The sequence below is a fragment of the Pseudoxanthomonas sp. GW2 genome (assembly GCF_000283075.1).
Lineage (GTDB): Bacteria > Pseudomonadota > Gammaproteobacteria > Xanthomonadales > Xanthomonadaceae > Pseudoxanthomonas.
In genome coordinates this window covers 1-22,411 of sequence record NZ_ALIP01000026.1, presented here as the reverse complement: position 1 = coordinate 22,411, position 22,411 = coordinate 1, and the positions used below count along the sequence as shown (strand labels likewise).

Genomic DNA, 22,411 nt, shown 5'->3' with positions numbered 1-22,411 from the left:
GCCGCGCGAACAGCGGCGCCAGGGCGGCGATGCCTTCCGGCTCGGCGGCGCCGCTGCCCAGCCGCTGCAGGCCCGCGGCCAGGCGGCGCTCGTACTCGCGGTAGCGGCGCAGGTAGAGCAGGCCGTGCTCCAGCACCAGCGGCGCCGCGCCGGGGGCTTCGTCCGCACGCGCGCCGGGGCAGGCCACCCAGCGCGAGGCCTGCAGCGCGCGCTGCCACTGCGCCGGGTCCGGCCAGTCCAGGTCCAGGTCGAGCAGGGCGCGCGGCTGGTCGATGCGGAAGCCGGCGTGGCCGGCGGACACCGCCAGCGAGGCCAGGGCCGCGGCCAGCACGACCTCGTCCGCGGTGCCCGGGTCGAGCCGGCGCAGGCCCACGGCCAGGGCGTGGTCCAGGGTGCGCAGGTGGCCCTCGCTGCGCAGGCGCTCGAGCAGGCTCATGCCGCCGCTCCCGCCGGCTCGCGGCCGGCAAACAGCGCGTCCACCGCCTCCACCAGTGCTGGCTCGAAGCGCCAGGCCTGCACGCCCGGGCGGCTACCGTCGGGTGCCGCGGCGGCCGCGTCCAGGCCGCGGCAGAACAGGTAGCGCACGCCGCCGAAGTCGCACGCGTAGTCATAGGCCCCGCCCAGGCGGAAGCGCAGCCAGCGGTGCAGGGCCACGGTGTAGATCAGCGCCTGCAGCGGGTATTCGCTGTGTTCCATGGCCTCGGCCATCTGCGCCGGGCCGTAGCCGCGCAGGCGGTTGGACTTGTAGTCGAGCACGTACCAGCGTCCGTCGTGCAGGTAGGTCAGGTCGATCAGGCCGGTCATCAGGCCCTCGAGCGCGCCCCGGCCGCCGAAGCCGCTGCGCCCGCGCAGCAGGCCGTGGCGGTGGAGCAGGGCCAGCAGCTGCTCGCTGCGGGTCGGGGCCAGGGCGAACTGGAACTCGATCTCCGCGCGCCGCTGCGCCTCCGGCAACTCGGCCAGGCGCACGCCCTCCGGCAGCGGCACGGTCAGGGTGTGGCCGGCGAGGCTGGCCAGCAGGGCGATGCCGTCGTCCAGCTCGGCCTCGGCATAGCCGGCATTGCGCAGCGCGCGGACAATGCGCGCCTCCTCGCCGGGCGGGGCCGGATCGCCCGGGCGCCAGTCGCGCCAGGCGGCGAAGTCGGCGTACTCGAGCACCTCGTGCAGGACCACGCCGAAGCGCGAGCCGGCAAAGCGCGGATCGTGGCCCTCGTCGGCCGGGGCCTCGGCCTCGGGCGCGGCGGGTTCGTCGCGGCCGCCGGGCGGCGGCTGGGTAGCGGCGCTGGAGGTGTCGCCGGCGCCGTCGGCGCGGGCCAGCTGGGTGAAGCTGTACACCCACCAGTCGCTGGCCAGGGAGCGGCCGGGCGTGCGCGCCGGCGGCACCTCGCCCTCGGCCTCGGCCGGCAGCCACGGCAGGCTGGCCGGCGGCGGGGTGGCATCGAGCACGATGGAGCCGGGCAGGGCGGCGGCCAGCATCTGCGGATCGCGCAGCATCGGCCACAGGGGGGTGGCGTGGTGGTTGTAGAACTCGCCGCTGGCCAGCCACAGCGCGTCGCGCGCGCGGGTCAGGCCTACGTACAGCAGGCGCGCGTCCTCGGCCCCGCAGGCTTCCTGGTGGCGCGCGACCGCATCACCCCAGCCGCTGGCCTGCTCCTGCAGGCGCCACTGCAGCAGCGGGCCCTCGGCGTCGTGCACCACCACGCAGCGCGAGGGCGTGTCCGGCCTGGCGCCGATGCCGACGAACGGCAGGAACACCAGCGGATACTCCAAGCCCTTGCTCTTGTGCAGGGTCACGATCTGCACCCGGTGCGCGTCCGACTCCAGGCGCAGCAGCTGGGTCTCGTCGTTGCTGCTGGCCTGGGCGATGGCCCGTTCCAGCCAGTCGACCAGGCCGTGCAGGCCCAGCGCCTGGCGCTGCGCTTCCTGCAGCTGCTCGGCCAGCTGCAGGTAGTTGGTCAGGCGGCGTTCGCCGTCGACCAGGGCCAGCAGGCGGGTGGCCTGGGCCGCGCACAGTTCGCCCAGCAGGGCCAGCGGGCCGCCCTGGTCCAGGCGCTCGCGCCAGCCCAGCGCGGCGTGGCGCCACTGGCGCATGGCCTCGCCGTCGCCATCCAGGGCGGCAACGTGGTGCGCGTCCTGGCCGACCAGCACGGTGGCCAGGGCGGCGCGCAGGCGGGCGTCGTCGTCGCCGTGCAGCAGCGCCTGCAGCAGCACCAGCACCTCCAGCGCCTCGCCGGTCTCGAACAGGCTCTGGCTGCCGGCGGCCACCGCGGGGATGCCGACCGCGGCCAGGGCCTGGCGGATCTGCGTCGCCTCGCGGTGCTTGCGCACCAGCACCGCGATGTCGCCCGGCCGCACCGGGCGGCCGTCGATGCTGGCGCGGCCGGCGCGGGCATCGCTGAGCACGGCATGGATCGCCGCCACGCAGGCATCGGTGGCCAGTTCGCGCGAGCGCCCGGCCGGCCAGGGCTTGCGCTTGCCCTTGGCGTCGACCGGCGGCGGCGGGGCCTGCCACACCGTCAGGGCCGGGGCCGGACTGCCGTCGCGCAGGAAGTCGCCGTCGCCGCGGCGCCCGCCCGGCTGCACCGGGTGGAAGGCGATGCGCGGATCGGCGAAGGCGGCGGCGCCGGCCTGCGCGTACAGCGCCTCGATCGCGGCCAGCACGCTCGGCCGCGAGCGGAAGTTGCGGTCCAGCGCCGGCGCGGCCTCGGCGGTGGCGCAGGCGGCCAGGTAGGTTTCCACGTCGCCGCCGCGGAAGCGGTAGATCGCCTGCTTGGGATCGCCGATCAGGAACAGCGCCGGCTCGCCGCTGGCGGCACCGAACACGCGGTCGAAGATCCGCCATTGGCGCGGGTCGGTGTCCTGGAACTCGTCGACCAGGGCGATCGCGTACTGCTCGCGCAGGCGCCGGGCCAGGGCCTCGCCGTGGGCGCCGTCGAGCGCGGCGGCGACGCCATCGATCAGGTCGTCGTAGGTCTGCACCCGCAGCTGGCGCTTGAGCGTGGCCAGCCTGCGTCGCGCGTCCGTGCGCAGGCGGTGCAGCAGGGCCACCCGGCGCGCCTCGCGCCAGGCCTCGACCGCCTCCATGGCTTCGGCATAGGCCTGCACCGCGTCGCACAGCGGCGAATCGGGGGTCTTGCCGGCACCGGCCTTGCTGGTGCACTTGAGCAGGGTGGCGCGCTGCAGCTGGCCCAGCTTGTCGTGGTGGAACGGCACCTCCGGGCGGCCGGCCTGGCACCAGCGCCGCAGCTGGTCGAACAGTTCGCCGATCCAGGCCGCGCGGTAGCTGTTGTTGTTGAGCACCTTGCCCGCCACCGCGGCCAGCAGCGCCTCGCGCAGTTCGTCGCCATGGGCCAGGCCGGCCTCCAGCAGCGCGCGTGCGGCCGCCTCCAGCCGTGGTTGCGGATCCGGCTGCGCCGGGTCCGGCGGCTGCGGGCGCAGGCGCGGCTGCCGCACCAGCGCCGGCAGGTCGGCGGCCAGCGCCTTCGGGCCACCGCGCCACAGTTCTTCCAGGTCGGCGGCGGTTGCCGCATCGGTGGCGTGGGCACGCCACAGGTCGGCGGCCACCGCCTCACGCAGGCCCTGGTCGTTGGCCAACAGCTCCGGCGGCTCGAAGCCCTGGCCGCTTTCCAGCGCGTGCTCGCGCAGCACCCGGGCGCAGAAGCCGTGGATGGTGAACACCGCGGCCTGGTCGATGCCGTCGGCGGCCGCGCGCAGGCGCCGCGCGACCGCGGCGGCGTCCTCGCCGCTACGGGCCAGGTGGGCTTGCAGCAGGCGCGCGCTCAGTTCGGCATCGGCCGAACCGGTGCCGGGCACCACGCCGGCGGCCACGTCCGCGGCCAGCACCAGGCGCCGGCGCACGCGGGCGCGCAGCTCCTGGGTGGCGGCCTCGGTGAAGGTGACCGCGAGGATCTTCTCCACCGGCAGCGCGCGCTCCAGCACCAGGCGCACCACCAGGGTGGCCAGGGTGAAGGTCTTGCCGGTGCCGGCGGAGGCCTCGATCGAGCGCACGCCGTGCAGGTCCAGCTCCAGGAACGGATCGCGGGCGCCGCTCATGCCGCGTCCTCCGCGTCGTGCACCCCGGCCAGGCCGAACAGCAGGTCCGGGTCCACGCCCGGCGCCAGGCGGCCGTCGGCCACCGCGGTGTACACCGCCTCGGCGGTCTCGACGAAGCGGTGCAGCAGGGCCGGGTCGGCGAACGGATCGCGGCCGCGCAAGGCCAGGCGCAGCGCCGGATCGGCGGACTCGGGCGGACGCGGTCCGCCGCCATGCCAGCAGGTGCGCGCCCTGGGCACGCTGCGGGGGTAGTCGCCCTGGCCCTGGTAGATCTCCCAGCCGCTGTACGGGGCAAACGGCAGCGGCTCGCACAGGCCGGCCGCGCGCAGGCGCAGCAGCGCGGCCAGCACCGCGCGCGCCTGCTCCGGCGCCAGCGGCGGGCGCGGGAACGGGCCATGGCGCACGCCGTCCTCGAGCCTGAGCTCGTGGAACTCAACCAGTTCCAGCGGCAGGCCGGCGGCGCGCGCCAGCAGCCAGTCCAGGCCGTGGCGGATGGTGGCCGGGCCGCCGGGCCTGCCCAGGCGCACCCGGGCGATGCCCTGCGGGTAGACGTCGTCGATGCGGCCGCGCAGGCGCACGCCGTCGACCACCACCTCGGCCACCAGCGACCGCGGACCGGCGTCGCCACGCCAGCCGGCGAAGGCTTCCAGCCAGGGCTGCAGTTCGCCCACCTGGCGTTCCAGCAGGCGCCGCCCCGGTTCGCCGGAGGGCAGCAGGCCACGCGCGCGCAGCAGGGCGTGCATGCGCCGCGGTTCCTCGCCGCGCAGGGCGGCCTCGAACACCGCCCGCTGCATGCGGCTGCGGTCCAGCGCGCTTTCCGGCGCGGCCAGCGGTTCGACGTCGTCGCCGTGCTCCTCCAGCTCCGGCAGGCGCACGTGCACCCGCGCCAGGAACTCGCGCGCCGGGTTGAGCAGGAACCGGCGCAGCGCCTCCAGCGGCAGCACCGGCTCGCCCGGCTCGTCCGGATCCGGGGGTGGCGGCAGGGCCTGGCCCTGGAACCACGGGCCCAGCACGCTGCGGCGCGCGGCCGGCTGCGCCGCGGCCTCGCGCCAGTCGCGGCGGTAGGAGAAGCGGCGCGGCTCGCCGCCGGCGCCGAACGCGGCCGCGGCGAACGGCTGCAGCGGATGCCGCACCACCAGCGCATCCGCCAGGCCGGCGGTCTCGCCCGGCGGATGCGCGTGCTGTTCCACCGCCGCTTCCAGCAGCTCGGACACCAGTACCGAGGGCTCGCGCTCGCTGCCGTCGCGCGGGTCGGCGCCGATCCAGCTGACGTAGAACACGTCCTGGGCGGCGGCCAGCAGCTGCAGGAACAGGAAGCGGTCGTCCTCGCGGGTGGAGCGGTCGCCGACCCGGCGCTTCCCGGTGCCCAGCTCGGCGGTCAGGCGGTTGAGGCCGGCGGCCGGGTCGCGGCGCGGGAACTGGCCGTCGTTCATGCCCAGCACGCAGATCACCCGGAACGGCAGCAGGCGCATCGGCACCATGCGCGCGACGCTGACGCCGCCGGTCAGCAGCGGGGCGCGGGTATCGGCTTCGGCCAGGGCGGCGGCGAAGTGGGCGCGCACCGCCTCGGCCGGCACCGGCGCCTCGTAGCCGGCACGGCGCGCGGTGTCGGCGAAGGCGTCGACCAGGCTGCGCAGGCGATCCAGCGCGCGCTGGGTGGCCGGGCTGGCCGGCGGCCGCGGCAGCAGCGCCTTGAGCAGGTCCAGCAGGCGTTCGCGCCACTGCGCCGGCGGCATCGCCCCGGCCAGCGCGCCGGCGTTGCGTTCCAGCACCCGCAGCAGCCGCAGCAGGGTGTCCAGCGCCTCCAGCGCGCTGCCTTCCAGGTCCGGCAGCGGCGCCACCACGCGGCCGTCGTCCAGTTCGATCGGCGCGTCGCTGCCGGAAGCGTGGCCCAGCAGCAGGCGGTCCAGGGCGAAGGCCCAGGTGTAGGCGTCGTCCTCCGGCGCATCCAGGCGCGCGCGGTGGGCGGCGTCCAGGCCCCAGCGCGCGCCGGCCGCGTCCAGCCAGGCGCGCAGGCGGTCCAGTGCCGGGGCGTCCAGGCCATTGGCCTCGGCCACCGCCGGGCTGGCCAGCAGGTCCAGTACCTCGTGCAGGCCGAAGCGCGACACCGGCAGCGCCAGCAGGCGCAGGAACACCCCGGCCAACGGTTCGTTGGCCAGCGGGCTGGCATCGGCCAGGGCGTAGGGGATGGCGTCCGCCTCGCCGCGGCGGCCGAACACCGCCTCCAGGTAGGGCAGGTAGGGATCGATGTCCGGCGCCAGCACCGCGACCTCGCGCGGCTGCAGCGGCGGATCGAAGCGCGGGTCGTCGAACAGCCCGCGCAGCTGGTCGGCCAGCACCTGCAGCTCGCGCAGGCGGGTGTGGCAGGCGTGCAGCTGCAGGCTGGGGTCGGTGCGGTCCACTTCCGCGCGCAGCGGCGCGCCCGGCCGCGGGCGGCGGTGGAAGATGTCCGACTGCAGCCGGCGCAGCAGGCTGTCGCGCAGCGCGCCGCCGCCCTCGCCGGGGTCGGCGTGGACCTCGAACTCGGCCGAGGCATGGACCACCTCGTAGCCGCCGACCAGGGCCATGAAGTCGGCGCCGGCCGCGCCCCACAGCTGCAGCAGGCGGTTCTCCTCCGCCTCGGCGCGCGGCTCGCCGCGGCGCAGGCGCTGCAGGTCGCCCCAGTAGTCGGCCACCGGCGAGGGCACGAACAGGTGCAGGGTGCCGACCCGGGCCTGGGTGGCGATCACCCGCAGCACGTCGGGCGAGACGTTGAGCGTGGCGAAGGCCGACAGCCGCGGCGGCAGGCCCTGCGGCAACGGGCCGCCGGCCGGCGCGTAGCGCTCCAGGTACTGCTGGATGCGGCGCGCGCGGTGCGGGCGGCCGCGGGCCACGCGGCGCCAGAGGATGGCCTGCGGGTCGTCCGGGTCGGCGCCGTCCTCCCAGCGCAGCAGCCACTCGCGGCGCCAGGCCTGGTACTTGTTGAACACGTTGGCCAGCTCGCCGGCCAGCGCCCAGGCGCGCAGCGGGTCGTCCCCTTCGACGTGGGCGGCGATCTGGGCCATGGCCGGCTCCCGCAGCAGGGCGTGGTCGCACAGGGCGGCGTACAGGTGCCAGCGCAGGGTCTCGGCGTCGAGCTCGTCGCCGTCCGGGTCGGTGGGCAGGTTGGCGGCCAGCGCCTGGCCCACGAACTCGCCCGGGGTGAGGAACTGGATGTTGGCGGCCACGCCGTGCTCGGCGGCCAGGGTGGCCTGCAGCCAGCGGCGCATCGCCACCTGCGGGATCAGCACCACCTCCGGCGCCAGCAGCGGCTGGCCGGGCGCCGGCTCGCGCAGCACCCTGGCCAGGATCCCGGCCAGGATCTCCAGCGAGTTGGAGTGGTACAGCCGGAAGTCGGGGCAGGCGTCGGGATGGTGCTCGGGCATCCGGCCATCTTGCCGCAGCGCCATCGCAACAGGCGAGACGGCGGCCGGCGCTGGCTAGAATCGCGCCGACGCGGATGGCCGCAGGGGGATTGGATGCGCGCGATGCGGCTGCCGCCGCTGCTGGGACCTTTGCTTGCGCTTGCACTGGCGCTGCTGCTGGGCTGGAGCTTCTGGCGCAGCGCCGGCTGGCTGCAGCTGTGCGCCGGCCTGGCGCTGTTCCTGTTCGGCATGCAGTGCCTGGAGGAAGGCCTGCGCCAGCTGGCCGGTGGCGGCCTGGAGCGGCTGCTGGCGCGCAGCACCGGCACCCCGCTGCGCGGGCTGCTGTTCGGCATGGCCGGCACCGCGCTGCTGCAGTCCACCACCCTGGTCTCGCTGCTGACCATCGCCTTCATCGGCTCGGGGCTGATCCAGCTGGCCGGCGGCATCGCGGTGATCCTGGGTGCCAACCTCGGTGCGACCAGCGGCATCTGGCTGCTGGCCCTGGCCGGGCAGGACCTCAGCCTGTCGCCGCTGGCCCTGCCGCTGCTGGTGTTCGGCGTGCTGGGCGGCTTCGCCGGCGCGCGCGGCAAGGCGGCCGGGCGGGTGGTGCTGGGCGTGGCCTTCATCTTCCTGGGCATCGACCAGCTCAAGCTGGGCTTCGACCAGTTCGGCGCGGGCCTGGACCTGGCCGCGGTGCAGGGCAGCGGCGTGGCCGGCACCGCGCTGTTCGTGCTGGCCGGGCTGGCGGTGACCGTGGTCCTGCAGTCCAGCCACGCCACCCTGATGCTGACCCTGGCGGCGCTGGCCGGCGGCCAGCTGCAGCTGGAGCAGGGCCTGGCGATCGCGGTGGGCTCGAACGTGGGCAGCAGCGTCAGCACCGCCTTCGTCGGCATGCTCGGCGGCAACCGCAGCGGCCAGCGCCTGGCCCTGGCGCACGCGCTGTTCAACATCGTTACCGCGAGCGCGGCCCTGGTCCTGCTGCTGCCGCTGACCTGGCTGGTGAAGGCCGTGGCCGGGTTCTCCGGCTTCGGCGGCAACGCGCTGCTGCAGCTGGCCCTGTTCCACACCCTGTTCAACGCCGGCGGCGTGGCCCTGTTCTGGCCCTGGCAGCGGCGGCTGGAGGCGCTGCTGCGGCGCTGGCTGCCGGACCGTCCCGATCCAGCGTTGCCCGAGGCGCACGAAGCGGATGTGGCGATCGGGCGCGTGCATGCGCGCCACCTCAGCGGCCCGGCGCTGGAATCGGTGGATGCGGCCGCGGCCGCGGTGGCGCTGGAGCTGCGCCACCTGGGCGAACTGAGCATGGAGGTGATCTGCCAGGCGCTGTGCCTGCCGCCGCGCGCGCTGTCCGCTGCCGGGACCGATCCGGCCCTGCTCGACGGTTCCTGCGCGCCCGGCCAGGCGGTGGACGCCGAACTGCTGTACCAGCAGCGGGTCAAGGGCGTGTACGGCGACCTGCTGGCATTCATGAGCCGGCTGGAGCTGCCGCTGGACGAGGAGCACCAGCGCTTCTGGGCCGGCAGCCAGCTGGCGGCGATGCAGATGGTCAACGCGGTCAAGAGCGCCAGGCAGCTGCAGAAGAACCTGCAGCGCCACCTCGCCGGGCCCGATGGCCCGGTGCGCGCGGCCTACCTGGAGCTGCGCGCGCACCTGTTCGGCCAGCTGCGCGCGCTGCATGCGCTGCGCCACCTGGGCGACGTGGATGCGCTGGCGACGGAACTGGCGCGGCTGGACGCGGAAGCTGACGCGTTCCAGGCACGCTTCCGCCAGCAGCTGTTCGAGCGGGTGCGCGAGGGCGCGATCGACGGCCTGGACGCCGGCTCGCTGCTCAACGACCAGGGCTATGCCGGGCAGGTCTACCGCCAGCTGCGGCAGCTGTTCGACCGCGCCGGCGAGCCGGGCTCGCTGCAGCAGCTGCGCCAGCTTTCCACCGCCGCCTGAGCCGCGCGGCAGGGCCGGACAACGTGCACGCGGTGGCACGATCCGGCCCACGTCCGGGACAATTCCTGTACTGGGCGGTTCAATGGATAGGTTAAGATTCAGTCTTTCCGACGCATGATGCGCCGGTTTGTGGTTCCCCCAACCGCGAAGGAAACGCGCGCCACATGCCCGCTCCCGCCGCCAACGCCGTCGCCCTGCAGGGAGTCCGCCTCGACCGCGGCGGACGCACCATCCTGCGCGACCTCGACCTGACGGTTCCCGCCGGCAGCATCACCGCCGTGCTCGGACCCTCGGGCACCGGCAAGTCGACCCTGCTGGCCGCGCTGACCGGCGAACTGGTGCCGGCCGCCGGCAGCGTGCGCGTGTTCGACCGCCCGGTGCCGCGAGGGGCGCGCGAACTGCTGGAGATGCGCAAGGGCATCGGCGTGCTGCTGCAGGGCAACGGCCTGCTGACCGACCTGAGCGTGGCCGAGAACGTGGCCCTGCCGCTGCGCACCCATACCCGCCTGCCCGAGCCGCTGCTGCGCCGGCTGGTGGAGATGAAGCTCAACGCGGTCGGCCTGCGCGGCGCGGCGGAGCTTTATCCGCGCGAGCTGTCCGGCGGCATGGCCCGGCGCGTGGCCCTGGCCCGGGCGCTGGCGCTGGATCCGCCGCTGATGCTCTACGACGAACCGCTGACCGGCCTGGATCCGATCGCCTCGGGCGTGATCATGAGCCTGATCCAGCGCCTGTCGCGCAGCCTGGGCCTGACCAGCATCATCGTGTCCCACCACGTGCACGAGACCCTGCCGATCGCCGACCAGGTGGTGGTGATCGCCAACCACGGCATCGTGTTCGATGGCACCCCGGCACAGCTGCAGGCCTCGACCGACCCGCTGATCCGCCAGTTCCTGGACGGCCAGCCGGACGGCCCGATCCCGTTCGAGAGCGCCCGCGAGGGCGCCGCGCGCGCGGAGGCTGCCTGATGGCCGCCGTCGCCGCGATCCGTTCCCTGGGCCGGGCCGGCCTGTTCTCGCTGTCGGTGCTGCGCGCCTCGCTGCCCAGCCGCGACTTCTTCGCCGAGCTGGCGCGGGAGATCTACAAGATCGGCGGGCGCTCGCTGCCGATCATCGCCGTCGGCGGCGCGTTCGTGGGCCTGGTGCTGACCCTGCAGGGCTACCGCACCCTGACCACCTTCGGCGCCGCGGACGCGCTGTCGACCCTGCTGGGCCTGTCCCTGTACCGCGAACTGGGCCCGGTGCTGACCGCGCTGCTGTTCATCGGCCGCGCCGGCAGCTCGATCGCCGCCGAGCTGGGCCTGATGCGCGCCACCGACCAGATCAAGGCGCTGGAGCTGATGGCGATCGACCCGGTGGCCAAGGCGGTGGCACCGCGCTTCTGGGCGGCGGTGCTGTGCGTGCCGCTGCTGACCGGCTTCTTCTGCTCGCTGGCCATCTCCGCCAGCTGGTTCGAGGCGGTCAAGGTGCTGGGCCTGGACAACGGTACGTTCTGGGCGGCGCTGCAGGGCAGCGTCGATTTCTGGGACGATTTCGGCGTGGCGCTGCTGAAGTCCGCGGTGTTCGGCGGGGTTAGCGCGCTGGTGGCCGCCTACGTGGGCTTCCACGCCGAGCCGACCATCGAGGGCACCTCGGTGGCCACCACCCGCGCGGTGGTCAATGCCTCGCTGCTGGTGCTGATGCTGAACTTCGTGATGTCGGCCCTGCTGTTCCGTTGAACCGGCGCCGGCACCCGGTGCCGGCATTGCAGAAAAACCCCGGGCATCCTCCGGTGCCCTGTTCCGATCCGTTTCCCACAGGTAGCTCCCCATGGCAATCCGCGGTCCCAGGCTTGAATTTGCGGTCGGCGCCTTCCTCATCCTGGCGCTGGCCTCGCTGCTGGTGCTGGCCTTCGCCTCGACCAACCGCCAGTTCGGCCTCGGCGGCGGCAGCTACGAGCTGACCGCGCGCTTCGCCAACCTCGGCCAGCTGCGGCTGCAGGCGCCGGTGAAGATCGGCGGCGTGGTCGTGGGCCGGGTGAAGAAGGTCGAGCTGGACCCGGTGCGGTTCGACTCGATCGTCACCCTGGCCATCGACGAGCGCTACCAGGACCTGCCGGGCGACACCTCGGCGGCGATCCTCACCAGCGGCCTGCTGGGCGAGAGCTACATCGGCCTGCAGCCGGGCGGCGATCCGGAACCGCTGCGCCCCGGCGACGAGATCGTCTACACCCAGCCGGCGATCGACCTGATCCAGCTGGTCGGCAAGTACATGTTCGGCGGTGCCGGCGGCGGTGGCGCCGACCCGGCCAAGGTGCTGTCCCCGTCGTCCACCGAAGAACCGTCCCCCACGGAAGAAACGCCATGAAGCCCCTGATCCTCTCCCTCGCCCTGGCCCTGCCGCTGCTGGCGGGCGCCCCGGTCCACGCCCAGGCGCAGGCCCAGGCCAGCGCGCAGACCCCGGGCCGCCAGGTGGTCGAAACCGGCACCCGCGTCCTGACCACCCTGCAGCAGCGCCGCCCCGAGTTCCAGAAGGACCGCAAGGCGCTGCGCGCCTACATCGAGTCCGAACTGCGCACCGGCTTCGACCGCGAGTACGCCGCGCGCCTGGTGCTGGGCCCGCACGGCCGCGGCGCCAGCGAGGCCGACGTGGCCCTGTTCGCCGATGCCATGACCGACAACCTGATGCAGCGCTACGGCGACGCCCTGCTGGCGTTCGAAGGCCGCCCGCGCATCCGCCTGAAGTCGGAGACCCCGCTGCCGAACAACCGCGGTGTGCGCGTGTCCACCGAGATCCTGCGCGACGGCGGCGACCCGATCCCGGTCGACTACCTGGTACGCAACAACGGCGGCTGGAAGATCTTCGACGTGATGGTCGAAGGCGTGTCCTACGTGCAGACCTTCCGCACCCAGTTCGACGCCCCGCTGCGGCAGAAGACGATCGCCCAGGTCGCCGCCGAGCTGCGCAGCGGCAGCCTGCGCCCGGACACCAATGGCAGCCGCTGACGGCGCCCGCGCCCGCCGCGAAGGCGAGGTGCTGCACCTGGAAGGCCGCCTGGACCGGGCGGCCGCGGTGGCGCTGTGGCCGACGCTGCAGGCGCTGGCCGACGGCGCCCGCGCGCTGGAGCTGGGCGCGATCCAGGCCCTGGACAGCGCCGGCCTGGCGCTGCTGGCCGAGGCCGCCGCGCGCATGCGCGCCGGCGGCCAGGTCGAAATCCGGGGCGACGCGCCCGGCCTGGCCGAGCTGCGCGCCGCCTACCGGCTGGACCCCCAACTGAACTACGCCGGAGCCTCCCCATGAAGCCCGCCCCCACCGGCGCCCTGCTGTTGCCGCTGCTGTTGCTGGCCGGCTGCGCCAGCGCGCCGAAGTCCGCCGACACCGGTCCGGAGCCGGCCCCGCTCGTGGCCGGCACGGCGGCCGTCGCTGCCGCCGGCGAACCCACCGATCCGGCGACCGCCGCCCAGCCGGCGCCTGAGGCCGGAGCCGGCGCCCTGGCGCCGGCGCAGGAAGGCGCGGAAGTCGCCGCGGTGCCGGCCGATCCCGTCGATCCCGTCGCTCCCGCCGCCACCGATACCGACGCCCTGGCGCCGACCGAGGCCGAGGACGACTTCACTGCGCTGTACGGCGCGCCGGCCGATGGCGATCCGTCCGCGCGCCCGGCCTACGACCCGTGGGAGCCGATGAACCGGCGCATCCACGCCTTCAACAACGTGGTCGACCGCGCCATCGCCCGCCCGGTGGCGCGCGCCTACGTGGCGGTGGTGCCGGAACCGGTGCGCCTGGGCGTGGGCAACTTCTTCGACAACCTGGCCTCGCCGGTGATCTTCCTCAACCAGCTGCTGCAGGGCCGCCCGCGCGACGCGGTGCAGACCCTGGGCCGGTTCGTGGTCAACACCACCCTGGGCATCGGCGGCATCTTCGACCCGGCCACCGACCTGAAGATGAAGCGCCGCAGCGAGGACTTCGGCCAGACCCTGGGCATCTGGGGCTGGCGCAACTCGCGCTACGTGGAGCTGCCGTTCTTCGGCCCGCGCACGGTGCGCGACGTGTTCGGCCTGGCCGGCGACATGCCGCTGTCGCCGACCCGCCAGGTCGAGCGCGACCGCTACCGCATCGCGCTGCAGGGCGCGCAGCTGGTGGACCGCCGCGCCGCGCTGCTGCCGATCGAGAGCATGCGCGAGAACGCGGTGGACGAGTACGCGATGATCCGCGACGCGTGGATGCAGCGCCGCCAGTACCAGATCGAGGCCGACCGCCGCGGCAACCGCAGGCACGAGGGCGACGACCTGCCCGAATACCTGCGCGAGGACCGCGACCCCACCGTGCCGGTGGACGCGATGCCGATCCCCGGCACCTGAGCCGGAAGCGACGCAGGCGCACGAAGGGCCCGGGAGACCGGGCCCTTCTTCCATCCATCAAACCGACCGCGCGTGACGGCGATGGCCGCCACCCCTCCGGCCTCAGGACCCGCCGTCCTCGCCGTCCAGCCCGGCCTCGACCGCGTCCAGGCCCAGGTCGCCCAGCAGCGCCTGCGCCTGCTCCTGGCCCAGCGACTCCACGCTGCGCAGGCGGCGCTCGATGGTGCGGGTCTTGCGGCTGGCATCGCCCAGGCTCTTGCCCACGGTGCTGATCTGCTTCTCCGCGCGCTCGAGGATGCCGGCGAACTTGCCGAACTCGCTCTTCACCGCACCCAGCAGCTGCCACACCTCGCTGGAGCGCTTCTCGATGGCCAGGGTGCGGAAGCCCATCTGCAGGCTGCCGAGCAGGGCGGTGACGGTGGTCGGGCCGGCGACCACGATGCGGTGCTCGCGCTGCAGGGCGTCGGTCAGCCCGGCGCGGCGGATCACCTCGGCGTACAGGCCCTCGGTGGGCAGGAACATCACCGCGAAGTCGGTGGTGTGCGGCGGCACGATGTACTTCTCGCAGATCGACTTGGCCTGGATCCGGATCGCCTTCTCCAGCTGCGCGCCGCAGCTGCGTACCAGCTCCGGGTCGCCCTGTTCCTGGGCGTCGACCAGGCGCTCGTAGTCCTCGCGCGGGAACTTGCAGTCGATCGGCAGCCACAGCGGCGCCTCGTCGTTGCCGCGGCCGGGCAGGCGCACGGCGAAGTCCACCGCCTCGGCGCTGTCCGGGCGCAGGCGCACGCTGCGCGCGTACTGCTCGGGGGTGAGGGTCTGCTCCAGGATCGCGTCCAGCTGCACCTCGCCCCAGGTGCCGCGGGTCTTGACGTTGGTCAGCACGCGCTTGAGGTCGCCCACGCCGGTGGCCAGCTGCTGCATCTCGCCCAGCCCGCGCTGCACCTGCTCCAGGCGCTCGGACACCAGCTTGAAGGACGAATCCAGGCGGGTGGCGAGGGTGCTCTGCAGCTTCTCGTCCACCGTCTCGCGCATCTTCTCCAGCTTGGCGGCGTTGTCCTGCTGCAGCGCGCGCAGCTGCTGCTCCAGGGTGGCGCGCATCTCGCCGATGCGCAGCTCGTTGCGCGCGGTCAGCTCCTGCAGGCGCTGGTTGAGGCCCTCGGCGAAGCGCTGCTGCGATTCCAGCGCCTCCTGGCGGGTGACGCGGGCGTCCTCGGTCAGGCTGGCGCGCAGCGCCGCCAGCTGCTCGCCGAAGGCCTGGATGCGGGTGTCCTGCTGGCGGCCGAACAGGTCCAGCTGCGCGCGCATGTCGCCCAGCCGCTGCGACAGCAGCTCGCCCAGCCTGGCCTGCGCCTCGATGCCCTCGGCCCGGCCCTTGCGCGCGTCCTCGGTGAGGGAGTCGCGCAGCTGGTCCAGGCGGGCGTCGGTGCGGGGGCCCAGGTCGGCCAGGTGGCGGGCGAAGCCATCGATGCGCGCGCCCTGGGTGGTGGCCAGGCCATCCAGCTGCTGGCGCAGCTCCAGGCGGCCATCGCGCTGTTCGGCGCGCAGGGCTTCCTCCAGCTGCGCGCGCAGGCGCTCGAAGGCGGCGTCGGGGCGACGCAGCAGCAGGGCGACCACGCAGGCCAGGATCGCCAGCAGCAGGCCGGCGATGACGATCAGGAGCAGGGATTCGGTCATGCGCGAAGTGTAGCGGCCGGCGGTCTCAGGCCCCGCGACCGCGCGGCGGCTTCACGCCGGGGGAATCCGCGCGCCCACACAGTGCCGGCCATGGCCCGCCCCGCCCGCTATCCGGTGCGCCTGAAGCGCGTGTACGAGCCGCCGGACGCGGAGGACGGGCTGCGCCTGCTGGTGGACGGGGTCTGGCCGCGCGGGATGCGCAAGGACACGCTGGAACTGGAGGCCTGGCTGCGGATCATCGCGCCCAGCACCGCGCTGCGCCGCTGGTACGGCCACGACCCGGCCCGCTGGGAGGCGTTCCGCGCGCGCTACTTCGCCGAACTCGCCGCCAACGAGGCGGGACTGGCGCGATTGCGCAGCTATCTTGTGCGGGGGCCGGTAACCTTCGTGTACGCCGCGGCGGACGAGGAACACAACAACGCGGTGGCGCTGCGCGACTACATCCTGCAGGGCTCGGGCTAAGCCTTCGGGGTTTCGGTTGCGATTGCAACCATGCTGGCGCGGCAATTAGCCTGTGTGGTTTCGTGCCCCCGCGGCCACCCGCCAACCGGATCCTGCATGACCGCCAGTACCCCGTTGCTCGTGACCTTCTGCGCCTACCTGCTGCTGATGGTGGGCATCGGCTTCGTCGCCTGGCGGCGCACCCGTACCTTCGACGACTACATCCTCGGCGGCCGCTCGCTGGGCGGGCTGGTGACGGCGCTGGCGGCCGGCGCCTCGGACATGAGCGGCTGGCTGATGATGGGACTGCCCGGTGCGCTGTACCTGGCCGGGCTGTCGGAGGCGTGGATCGCGATCGGCCTGGTGCTGGGTGCCTGGGCCAACTGGCGCTGGGTGGCCGGGCCGCTGCGCCTGTACACCGAGCGCACCCGCAACGCGCTGACCCTGCCGGACTACTTCAGCCACCGCTTCGAGGACCGCAGCCGCCTGCTGCGGATCCTCTCGGCGCTGGTGATCCTGGTGTTCTTCGCCATCTACTGCGCCTCCGGCATCGTCGCCGGCGCGCGCCTGTTCGAAGGCATGTTCGGCCTGTCTTATGGCCAGGCCATGCTGTGGGGCGCGGCGGCGACCATCGCCTACACCTTCGTGGGTGGCTTCCTGGCGGTGAGCTGGACCGACACCGTGCAGGCCACGCTGATGATCTTCGCCCTGCTGCTGGTACCGGTGTTCGCGGTGCTCGGCGCCGGCGGCCCGACCGAAGCGGTGGCCCTGGTCGAGCAGGTGGACCCCACCCGGCTGCACTGGGTCGGCGCCGGCGGCGTGGTGGCGGTGATCTCGGCCCTGGCCTGGGGCCTGGGCTACTGCGGGCAGCCGCACATCCTGGCCCGGTTCATGGCCGCCGAGAGCCTGGCCACCATCCCGCGCGCGCGCCGCATCGCCATGGGCTGGATGGTGCTGTGCCTGGGCGGCGCGGTCGCCACTGGCCTGTCCGGGGTGGCCTGGTTCGCCGCCCACCCCGCGGTCGCCGGCCCGGTGGACGCCAACCCGGAGCGGGTGTTCATGGCCCTGGGCGAGCAGCTGTTCAACCCCTGGGTGGCGGGCGTGCTGCTGTCGGCGATCCTGGCGGCGATCATGAGCACCCTGTCGGCGCAGCTGCTGGTGTGCTCCAGCGCGCTGACCGAGGACTTCTACCGCGGCCTGCTGCGGCCGCAGGCCAGCCAGCGTGAGCTGGTGTGGTTCGGCCGCGCCATGGTGCTGGCGGTGGCGGCACTGGCGCTGTGGATCGCGCGCGACCCGGAGAGCCGGGTGCTGGGCCTGGTGGCCTACGCCTGGGCCGGGTTCGGCGCGGCCTTCGGCCCGGTGGTGGTGCTGTCGCTGTGCTGGAAGCGCATGACCCGCAACGGCGCGCTGGCCGGCATGCTCGCCGGCGCGGCGACCGTGATCGCGTGGAAGCACACCGGCAGCGCGCTGTACGAGATGGTGCCCGGCTTCATCGCCGGCACCGTCGCGATCGTGGTGGCCAGCCTGCTGGACAAGGCGCCGGCGCAGGACGTGCAGGCGCGCCACGCCCAGGTGCGCGCGGCGCTGCGCGAGCAGGGCCACTGAGCGCGGCGGCTGCCGCGCGGCTTCAGCGCGCGGTGTAGCCGCCGTCGACCAGGTGGTAGCTGCCGGTCACGAACGAGGCTTCCTTCGACAGCAGGAAGCAGGTCAGCGCCGCGACCTCGTCGGAGGTGCCCAGGCGTCCGGCCGGGTGCAGGGCGACCAGGCCCTCGCGTACCGCCGGGTCCAGGCCCGACAGCAGCGGGGTGTCGATGAAGGCCGGGCCCACCGCGTTCACCCGGATGCCCTGGCCGGCGTATTCCATGGCCGCGGTCTTCGTCATGCCCAGCAGGGCGTGCTTGGCGGCGACGTAGGCGATCGAGCCGCTCCAGCCCACGCTGCCGAGGATCGAGGCCATGTTGACGATGGCACCGCCGCCGCTGGCCAGCATCGCCGGCAGCTCGTACTTCATCGAATACATCCCCCCGTGCAGGTTGACGTCGATGACGCGGTGCCAGTCGGCCAGCGGGTAATCGGCGGTGGGATGGCTGGGCCCGCCGATGCCGGCGTTGTTCACCGCCAGGTGCAGGCCGCCGAAGCGCTCGACCGTGGCCTGGACCATGCGTTCGACCGCCGCCGCGTCGGCCACGTCCAGCTGGAACGCCAGCGCATCCGCCTCGCCGAGGCCGGCGGCCAGCGCCTGCGCCGCGGCGCCGTCGTAATCGGCGATGACGACCTTCGCGCCCTCGCGCGCCAGGCGGCGGCAGATGGCCTCGCCGATGCCCGATGCGCCGCCGGTGACGATCGCGACCTGTCCTTCGAACCTGTTCATGGCAATGCTCCTCTGGCGGGTTGCTCCCATGCTCGGGCCCGGGCGCGGCGGCCACCTTGATCGCGATCAACCCGCCGGCCGCACCGGCGGGGCGTGCTCAGTCCAGCACGCGGCAGAACACCGCCTTGAGGTAGCGCGACTCCGGCACGTGCGCCAGGAACGGATGGTCCGGGCCGGCGCCGGCCACCTTCAGCACCTGCACGGTGCGGCCGGCGTAGAACGCGGCGCGGCGCAGCATGTCCAGGAACTGGTCCTCGGCCACCAGGCCGGTGCAGGAGAACGTCGCCAGCAGGCCACCGGGCCTGACCACGCCCAGCGCCAGCTTGTTCATGTCCAGGTACTTCTTCAGCGCGTTGATGACCTGGTCGCGGTCGCGGGTCATCTTGGCCGGGTCGAGCACCACCGCGTCGTACTGCTCGCCGCGGGCGGCCGCGTCGCGCAGCCAGGGGAAGATGTCGGCCTGGACGAAGCGCGGGCGCACGTTGTTGAGGCGGGCGTTGCCCTTGGCGATCTCAATCACCGCCTCGTCGATGTCGATGCCGGTGACCTCGGCGGCGCCGCGCACCGCTGCGTACACGGCGAAGCCGCCGGTGTTGCAGCACAGGTCCAGCACGCGCTTGCCCGCCACCTGGCGCGAGAACCACTCGCGGTTCTCGCGCTGGTCGGCGAAGAAGCCGGTCTTGTGCGCCCCGGCCGGGTCGGCGCGGAAGCGGATCCCGTGCTCGGTGATGATGGCCGGCTCCGGCGAGCCGCCACCGCTGTACACCGGGCGGTAGTCGAAGCTCTCCTGCTTCTGCACGTGGTCCTCGGCGAAGCTGTAGATGCGCGCGCCGGGGAACTGCGCCTGCAGCGCGGCGTAGATCCACTCGCGGTAGCGCCACATGCCGGCGCTGAAGAACTCCACCACCAGCAGGTCGTCGTAGCGGTCCACCACCAGGCCGGTGAGGCCGTCGCCCTCGGCGTGGACCACGCGCCAGGCATTGGACACCTCGTCCAGCTTCAGCACCTCGCGGCGCAGGGCCACGGCCTGGCCGATCCGGCGCGCGAACCAGTCCGCGTCCACCGCCACCGCCGGGTCGGTCTCCAGGATGCGCAGGGCGATGCGCGAGTGGCCGTTGTAGAAGCCGCGGCCGATGAACTGGCCGTCCACGTCGTAGGCGTCGACGATCTCGCCCGGGCGCGGCCGCTGGGCCGGCTTCTCGACAAGCTTCTGGAAGATCCAGGGATGGCTGGAACGCCACGCGTTCTTCAGCCGCACGGTGGGGTAGGGGGTATTCATCGCGCAATTGTATGTGTACTGGCGCGAGCCGACATCAACCGACCCGTGGCTTTCGACGGCTCAAGGGGCAAGTAGAAGCCCTGGGGAGCCATGCGTGGGGGAACCATCGCCGCGGGAGCTGGCAAGTCATCCGGTGCGCAAGCGAGGCCTCAAGAGGCATCCTTCCCCCCCGGATTGCGGGCGGTCATTATCCCCTTGTTTTCGGGGAACGTACTCAACGCACAGCACAACATCAGAGCGGCGCGGGTCATCGCAGCAACGTTATTAGCTGCCGGGTCATCCCCGCGTGGGCGGGGAACACGTGCGCCATGTGCTACAGGCGCAGGAACCGTTCGGGTCATCCCCGCGTGCGCGGGGAACACTCATCGTCCCCCTTGCTGGCCCGACAGAACCCCGGGTCATCCCCGCGTGCGCGGGGAACACTAGAACTCCAATTCCAACTGGCCAAGCAGCGCCGGGTCATCCCCGCGTGCGCGGGGAACACTTCAGAGTTACGCGCCAATTCAGGGAAGGGTGCGGGTCATCCCCGCGTGCGCGGGGAACACGCTACCCGGCTCCAGACCGAGAACCGCGGCGGGCGGGTCATCCCCGCGTGCGCGGGGAACACACGCGCCACGGGATGCCGATTAGGTCCTTGTCCGGGTCATCCCCGCGTGCGCGGGGAACACTTGTACGGGTTTCCCTTTGCGACTACCGCCAGCGGGTCATCCCCGCGTGCGCGGGGAACACGCGGCGGCCAGGTTCCGAAGGTCGTCCGGCTGCGGGTCATCCCCGCGTGCGCGGGGAACACATGCGGGCCTTGATCGTGTGCACCTCGGCCGACGGGTCATCCCCGCGTGCGCGGGGAACACTCGATGAACAGCACGTCCAGGCCGTCGTTGTGCGGGTCATCCCCGCGTGCGCGGGGAACACGTCAGCGGCATCTGCCGGAACTCGGCGCCGATCGGGTCATCCCCGCGTGCGCGGGGAACACCGGCAGGGCGCTGCCGAACTCGCGCATGTAGAGCGGGTCATCCCCGCGTGCGCGGGGAACACGCGGTTCGCAGAGATGCTGCTTGGCATCCTCAGGGGTCATCCCCGCGTGCGCGGGGAACACTCCGCGACGCTGCGCTGGCTGCCGAACATGTCCGGGTCATCCCCGCGTGCGCGGGGAACACGGCAGGCTGGGCGGCCAGGGCGGCTCTGCCTGCGGGTCATCCCCGCGTGCGCGGGGAACACGCTTCCAGGCTCCCAATGGGCACCCGCACCGACGGGTCATCCCCGCGTGCGCGGGGAACACCCGCACTGGTAGGTCACGCGCAGGCTGTCCGGCGGGTCATCCCCGCGTGCGCGGGGAACACTCCAGCGTCAACGTGTAGTCCGTTGATGAAACCGGGTCATCCCCGCGTGCGCGGGGAACACTGGCTGACCGCTACGCGAACATCCGCCGGGCGCGGGTCATCCCCGCGTGCGCGGGGAACACTCAGTCGCTGCCCCTTCGCAAGAGGGGGCAGCAGGGTCATCCCCGCGTGCGCGGGGAACACGCTGGTTGTTCCTCGCGTACTACGTGGGGCATCGGGTCATCCCCGCGTGCGCGGGGAACACTCCACGTCGGCGATCAGCTCGCGCGCGTGGTCCGGGTCATCCCCGCGTGCGCGGGGAACACACTCCAATGGCTGACGGCTCCCGCACCTTCAACGGGTCATCCCCGCGTGCGCGGGGAACACGCGCCCTCCTCCCGGGCCTGCCGGAACCTCGCCGGGTCATCCCCGCGTGCGCGGGGAACACTGCCGAGGTCAGCCATCGGGGCGGGTCGACTTCGGGTCATCCCCGCGTGCGCGGGGAACACTGGAACCCGAATGCGATTACTGCGGGGCCGATCGGGTCATCCCCGCGTGCGCGGGGAACACTTGGTTAAGCGAATCCGGGGCCACTTCGATCGCGGGTCATCCCCGCGTGCGCGGGGAACACCGCTTGTTGCCCTCGTGGTCCTTGGCGTGCTCCGGGTCATCCCCGCGTGCGCGGGGAACACTGACAGCAACGATGCCCAACGCCTCGCGCGCCCGGGTCATCCCCGCGTGCGCGGGGAACACGCGGGCACCGCGCGCCAGTGGTGCCCCGGCCGCGGGTCATCCCCGCGTGCGCGGGGAACACGCGGCCAGAGGGAGGTCGAAAACGGGGAGCTGCGGGTCATCCCCGCGTGCGCGGGGAACACTGCACGCCGTTCTTTGCCAGCGGCCCCCAATACGGGTCATCCCCGCGTGCGCGGGGAACACGGCTACACGTCCGACAGCGCCGTGTTCTCGGCCGGGTCATCCCCGCGTGCGCGGGGAACACATGTCTGACTACGCAATTTCCATCGCTCCGGACGGGTCATCCCCGCGTGCGCGGGGAACACTCATCCAGCCACTTCAGGACTTCCTGCCGGGTCGGGTCATCCCCGCGTGCGCGGGGAACACGCTGAGGTAGTCGATGCAGCTGGTCTCGCCCTCGGGTCATCCCCGCGTGCGCGGGGAACACACTGGCTACCGGTCAGCGCCCGATGCAGGTGTTCGGGTCATCCCCGCGTGCGCGGGGAACACCTTAGCCGGGCACAGGTGCAGGTCCTATACGACGGGTCATCCCCGCGTGCGCGGGGAACACGCGTTGGCCGGGACTATCTCGCTATGGCCGCGCGGGTCATCCCCGCGTGCGCGGGGAACACGACGGCGGCCTCGAATGCGGCGCGCTCGATGGCGGGTCATCCCCGCGTGCGCGGGGAACACAGCTGGACGTGATCGAGCAGTGGCGCGACCAGCGGGTCATCCCCGCGTGCGCGGGGAACACATCGCATTGCAGGTGATCCGCGCATGGGCCGCCGGGTCATCCCCGCGTGCGCGGGGAACACGCGCGGCCTCCCTGGTGCTGCTGTTCGATTTCCGGGTCATCCCCGCGTGCGCGGGGAACACCGCCACCGGCAGGGC

The 22,411-nt window shown here is 73.3% G+C and carries 14 protein-coding genes, 1 pseudogene and 1 CRISPR repeat array; of the genes and pseudogenes, 9 read left to right on the top strand and 6 right to left on the bottom strand.

What is annotated here, in order from left to right:
- From B351_RS0102580 to recC, 3 genes and pseudogenes are all read right to left on the bottom strand, one after another.
- Window positions 1–436: pseudogene (locus B351_RS0102580) on the bottom strand (exodeoxyribonuclease V subunit alpha); the annotation flags it as partial.
- Window positions 433–4,050, bottom strand: a complete 3,618-nt coding sequence (locus B351_RS0102575) for a UvrD-helicase domain-containing protein (protein ID WP_019397495.1) — start codon at window positions 4,048–4,050, stop codon at window positions 433–435. The gene B351_RS0102575 and the pseudogene B351_RS0102580, both read right to left, overlap by 4 nt.
- The gene (gene recC / locus B351_RS16080; protein ID WP_039730783.1) at window positions 4,047–7,454 is read right to left on the bottom strand and encodes an exodeoxyribonuclease V subunit gamma; all 3,408 of its coding nucleotides are present in this window, start codon (window positions 7,452–7,454) and stop codon (window positions 4,047–4,049) included. Before recC ends, B351_RS0102575 begins: the two co-directional genes overlap by 4 nt.
- Window positions 7,455–7,547: 93 nt before the next feature.
- Between recC and B351_RS0102565 the strand changes: the two genes are divergently transcribed.
- The 7 genes from B351_RS0102565 to B351_RS0102535 all read left to right on the top strand — a co-directional run bounded on the left by B351_RS0102565 (window position 7,548) and on the right by B351_RS0102535 (window position 13,704).
- Window positions 7,548–9,371: a Na/Pi cotransporter family protein gene (locus B351_RS0102565; protein ID WP_019397493.1), complete on the top strand. Its 1,824-nt coding sequence runs from the start codon at window positions 7,548–7,550 to the stop codon at window positions 9,369–9,371.
- Window positions 9,372–9,535: 164 nt separating this feature from the next.
- Entirely contained in the window at window positions 9,536–10,336 is an 801-nt protein-coding gene (locus B351_RS0102560; RefSeq protein WP_019397492.1) for an ABC transporter ATP-binding protein, read from the top strand.
- Complete coding sequence (locus B351_RS0102555) at window positions 10,336–11,085, top strand: MlaE family lipid ABC transporter permease subunit (protein WP_019397491.1); 750 nt, start codon at window positions 10,336–10,338, stop codon at window positions 11,083–11,085. The genes B351_RS0102560 and B351_RS0102555 overlap by 1 nt, the downstream gene beginning before the upstream one ends.
- 91 nt (window positions 11,086–11,176) lie before the next feature.
- Window positions 11,177–11,713 (top strand): outer membrane lipid asymmetry maintenance protein MlaD, encoded by a 537-nt coding sequence (gene mlaD / locus B351_RS0102550; RefSeq protein ID WP_019397490.1) that lies wholly within the window; start codon window positions 11,177–11,179, stop codon window positions 11,711–11,713.
- Window positions 11,710–12,351 (top strand): phospholipid-binding protein MlaC, encoded by a 642-nt coding sequence (locus B351_RS0102545; RefSeq protein WP_019397489.1) that lies wholly within the window; start codon window positions 11,710–11,712, stop codon window positions 12,349–12,351. Before mlaD ends, B351_RS0102545 begins: the two co-directional genes overlap by 4 nt.
- Window positions 12,338–12,646 (top strand): STAS domain-containing protein, encoded by a 309-nt coding sequence (locus tag B351_RS0102540; RefSeq protein WP_019397488.1) that lies wholly within the window; start codon window positions 12,338–12,340, stop codon window positions 12,644–12,646. Before B351_RS0102545 ends, B351_RS0102540 begins: the two co-directional genes overlap by 14 nt.
- Window positions 12,643–13,704 (top strand): VacJ family lipoprotein, encoded by a 1,062-nt coding sequence (locus B351_RS0102535; protein WP_019397487.1) that lies wholly within the window; start codon window positions 12,643–12,645, stop codon window positions 13,702–13,704. Before B351_RS0102540 ends, B351_RS0102535 begins: the two co-directional genes overlap by 4 nt.
- A 102-nt stretch (window positions 13,705–13,806) precedes the next feature.
- Here B351_RS0102535 and rmuC read toward each other — a convergent pair whose 3' ends face one another.
- A complete protein-coding gene (rmuC, locus tag B351_RS0102530) occupies window positions 13,807–15,378 on the bottom strand; it encodes a DNA recombination protein RmuC (protein ID WP_019397486.1) in 1,572 nt (523 codons plus the stop codon).
- A 90-nt stretch (window positions 15,379–15,468) separates the two neighbouring features.
- Here rmuC and B351_RS0102525 point away from each other — a divergent pair, with 90 nt between their 5' ends.
- Both B351_RS0102525 and putP read left to right on the top strand, forming a co-directional pair.
- Complete coding sequence (locus B351_RS0102525; RefSeq protein WP_019397485.1) at window positions 15,469–15,840, top strand: DUF488 domain-containing protein; 372 nt, start codon at window positions 15,469–15,471, stop codon at window positions 15,838–15,840.
- Between the two features lie 96 nt (window positions 15,841–15,936).
- The gene (putP, locus tag B351_RS0102520; RefSeq protein WP_019397484.1) at window positions 15,937–17,424 is read left to right on the top strand and encodes a sodium/proline symporter PutP; all 1,488 of its coding nucleotides are present in this window, start codon (window positions 15,937–15,939) and stop codon (window positions 17,422–17,424) included.
- A 22-nt stretch (window positions 17,425–17,446) separates the two neighbouring features.
- Here putP and B351_RS0102515 read toward each other — a convergent pair whose 3' ends face one another.
- Window positions 17,447–18,190, bottom strand: coding sequence for an SDR family NAD(P)-dependent oxidoreductase (locus B351_RS0102515; RefSeq protein WP_019397483.1), 744 nt, complete (start codon window positions 18,188–18,190; stop codon window positions 17,447–17,449).
- A gap of 97 nt (window positions 18,191–18,287) precedes the next feature.
- The gene (locus B351_RS0102510; protein WP_019397482.1) at window positions 18,288–19,469 is read right to left on the bottom strand and encodes a class I SAM-dependent rRNA methyltransferase; all 1,182 of its coding nucleotides are present in this window, start codon (window positions 19,467–19,469) and stop codon (window positions 18,288–18,290) included.
- A gap of 272 nt (window positions 19,470–19,741) precedes the next feature.
- Window positions 19,742–22,396: a CRISPR direct-repeat array (repeat unit 29 nt; unit sequence CGGGTCATCCCCGCGTGCGCGGGGAACAC).
- Window positions 22,397–22,411: the final 15 nt, after the last annotated feature.

Bases quoted from the DNA above. Each gene is read 5' to 3' on its own strand.
- B351_RS0102535 (WP_019397487.1), top strand. From the start codon at position 12,643: ATGAAGCCCGCCCCCACCGGCGCCCTGCTGTTGCCGCTGCTGTTGCTG.
- recC (WP_039730783.1), bottom strand. From the start codon at position 7,454: ATGCCCGAGCACCATCCCGACGCCTGCCCCGACTTCCGGCTGTACCAC.
- B351_RS0102525 (WP_019397485.1), top strand. From the start codon at position 15,469: ATGGCCCGCCCCGCCCGCTATCCGGTGCGCCTGAAGCGCGTGTACGAG.
- B351_RS0102575 (WP_019397495.1), bottom strand. From the start codon at position 4,050: ATGAGCGGCGCCCGCGATCCGTTCCTGGAGCTGGACCTGCACGGCGTG.
- B351_RS0102560 (WP_019397492.1), top strand. From the start codon at position 9,536: ATGCCCGCTCCCGCCGCCAACGCCGTCGCCCTGCAGGGAGTCCGCCTC.
- B351_RS0102565 (WP_019397493.1), top strand. From the start codon at position 7,548: ATGCGCGCGATGCGGCTGCCGCCGCTGCTGGGACCTTTGCTTGCGCTT.
- B351_RS0102545 (WP_019397489.1), top strand. From the start codon at position 11,710: ATGAAGCCCCTGATCCTCTCCCTCGCCCTGGCCCTGCCGCTGCTGGCG.
- putP (WP_019397484.1), top strand. From the start codon at position 15,937: ATGACCGCCAGTACCCCGTTGCTCGTGACCTTCTGCGCCTACCTGCTG.
- B351_RS0102540 (WP_019397488.1), top strand. From the start codon at position 12,338: ATGGCAGCCGCTGACGGCGCCCGCGCCCGCCGCGAAGGCGAGGTGCTG.
- B351_RS0102515 (WP_019397483.1), bottom strand. From the start codon at position 18,190: ATGAACAGGTTCGAAGGACAGGTCGCGATCGTCACCGGCGGCGCATCG.
- B351_RS0102555 (WP_019397491.1), top strand. From the start codon at position 10,336: ATGGCCGCCGTCGCCGCGATCCGTTCCCTGGGCCGGGCCGGCCTGTTC.
- mlaD (WP_019397490.1), top strand. From the start codon at position 11,177: ATGGCAATCCGCGGTCCCAGGCTTGAATTTGCGGTCGGCGCCTTCCTC.
- rmuC (WP_019397486.1), bottom strand. From the start codon at position 15,378: ATGACCGAATCCCTGCTCCTGATCGTCATCGCCGGCCTGCTGCTGGCG.
- B351_RS0102510 (WP_019397482.1), bottom strand. From the start codon at position 19,469: ATGAATACCCCCTACCCCACCGTGCGGCTGAAGAACGCGTGGCGTTCC.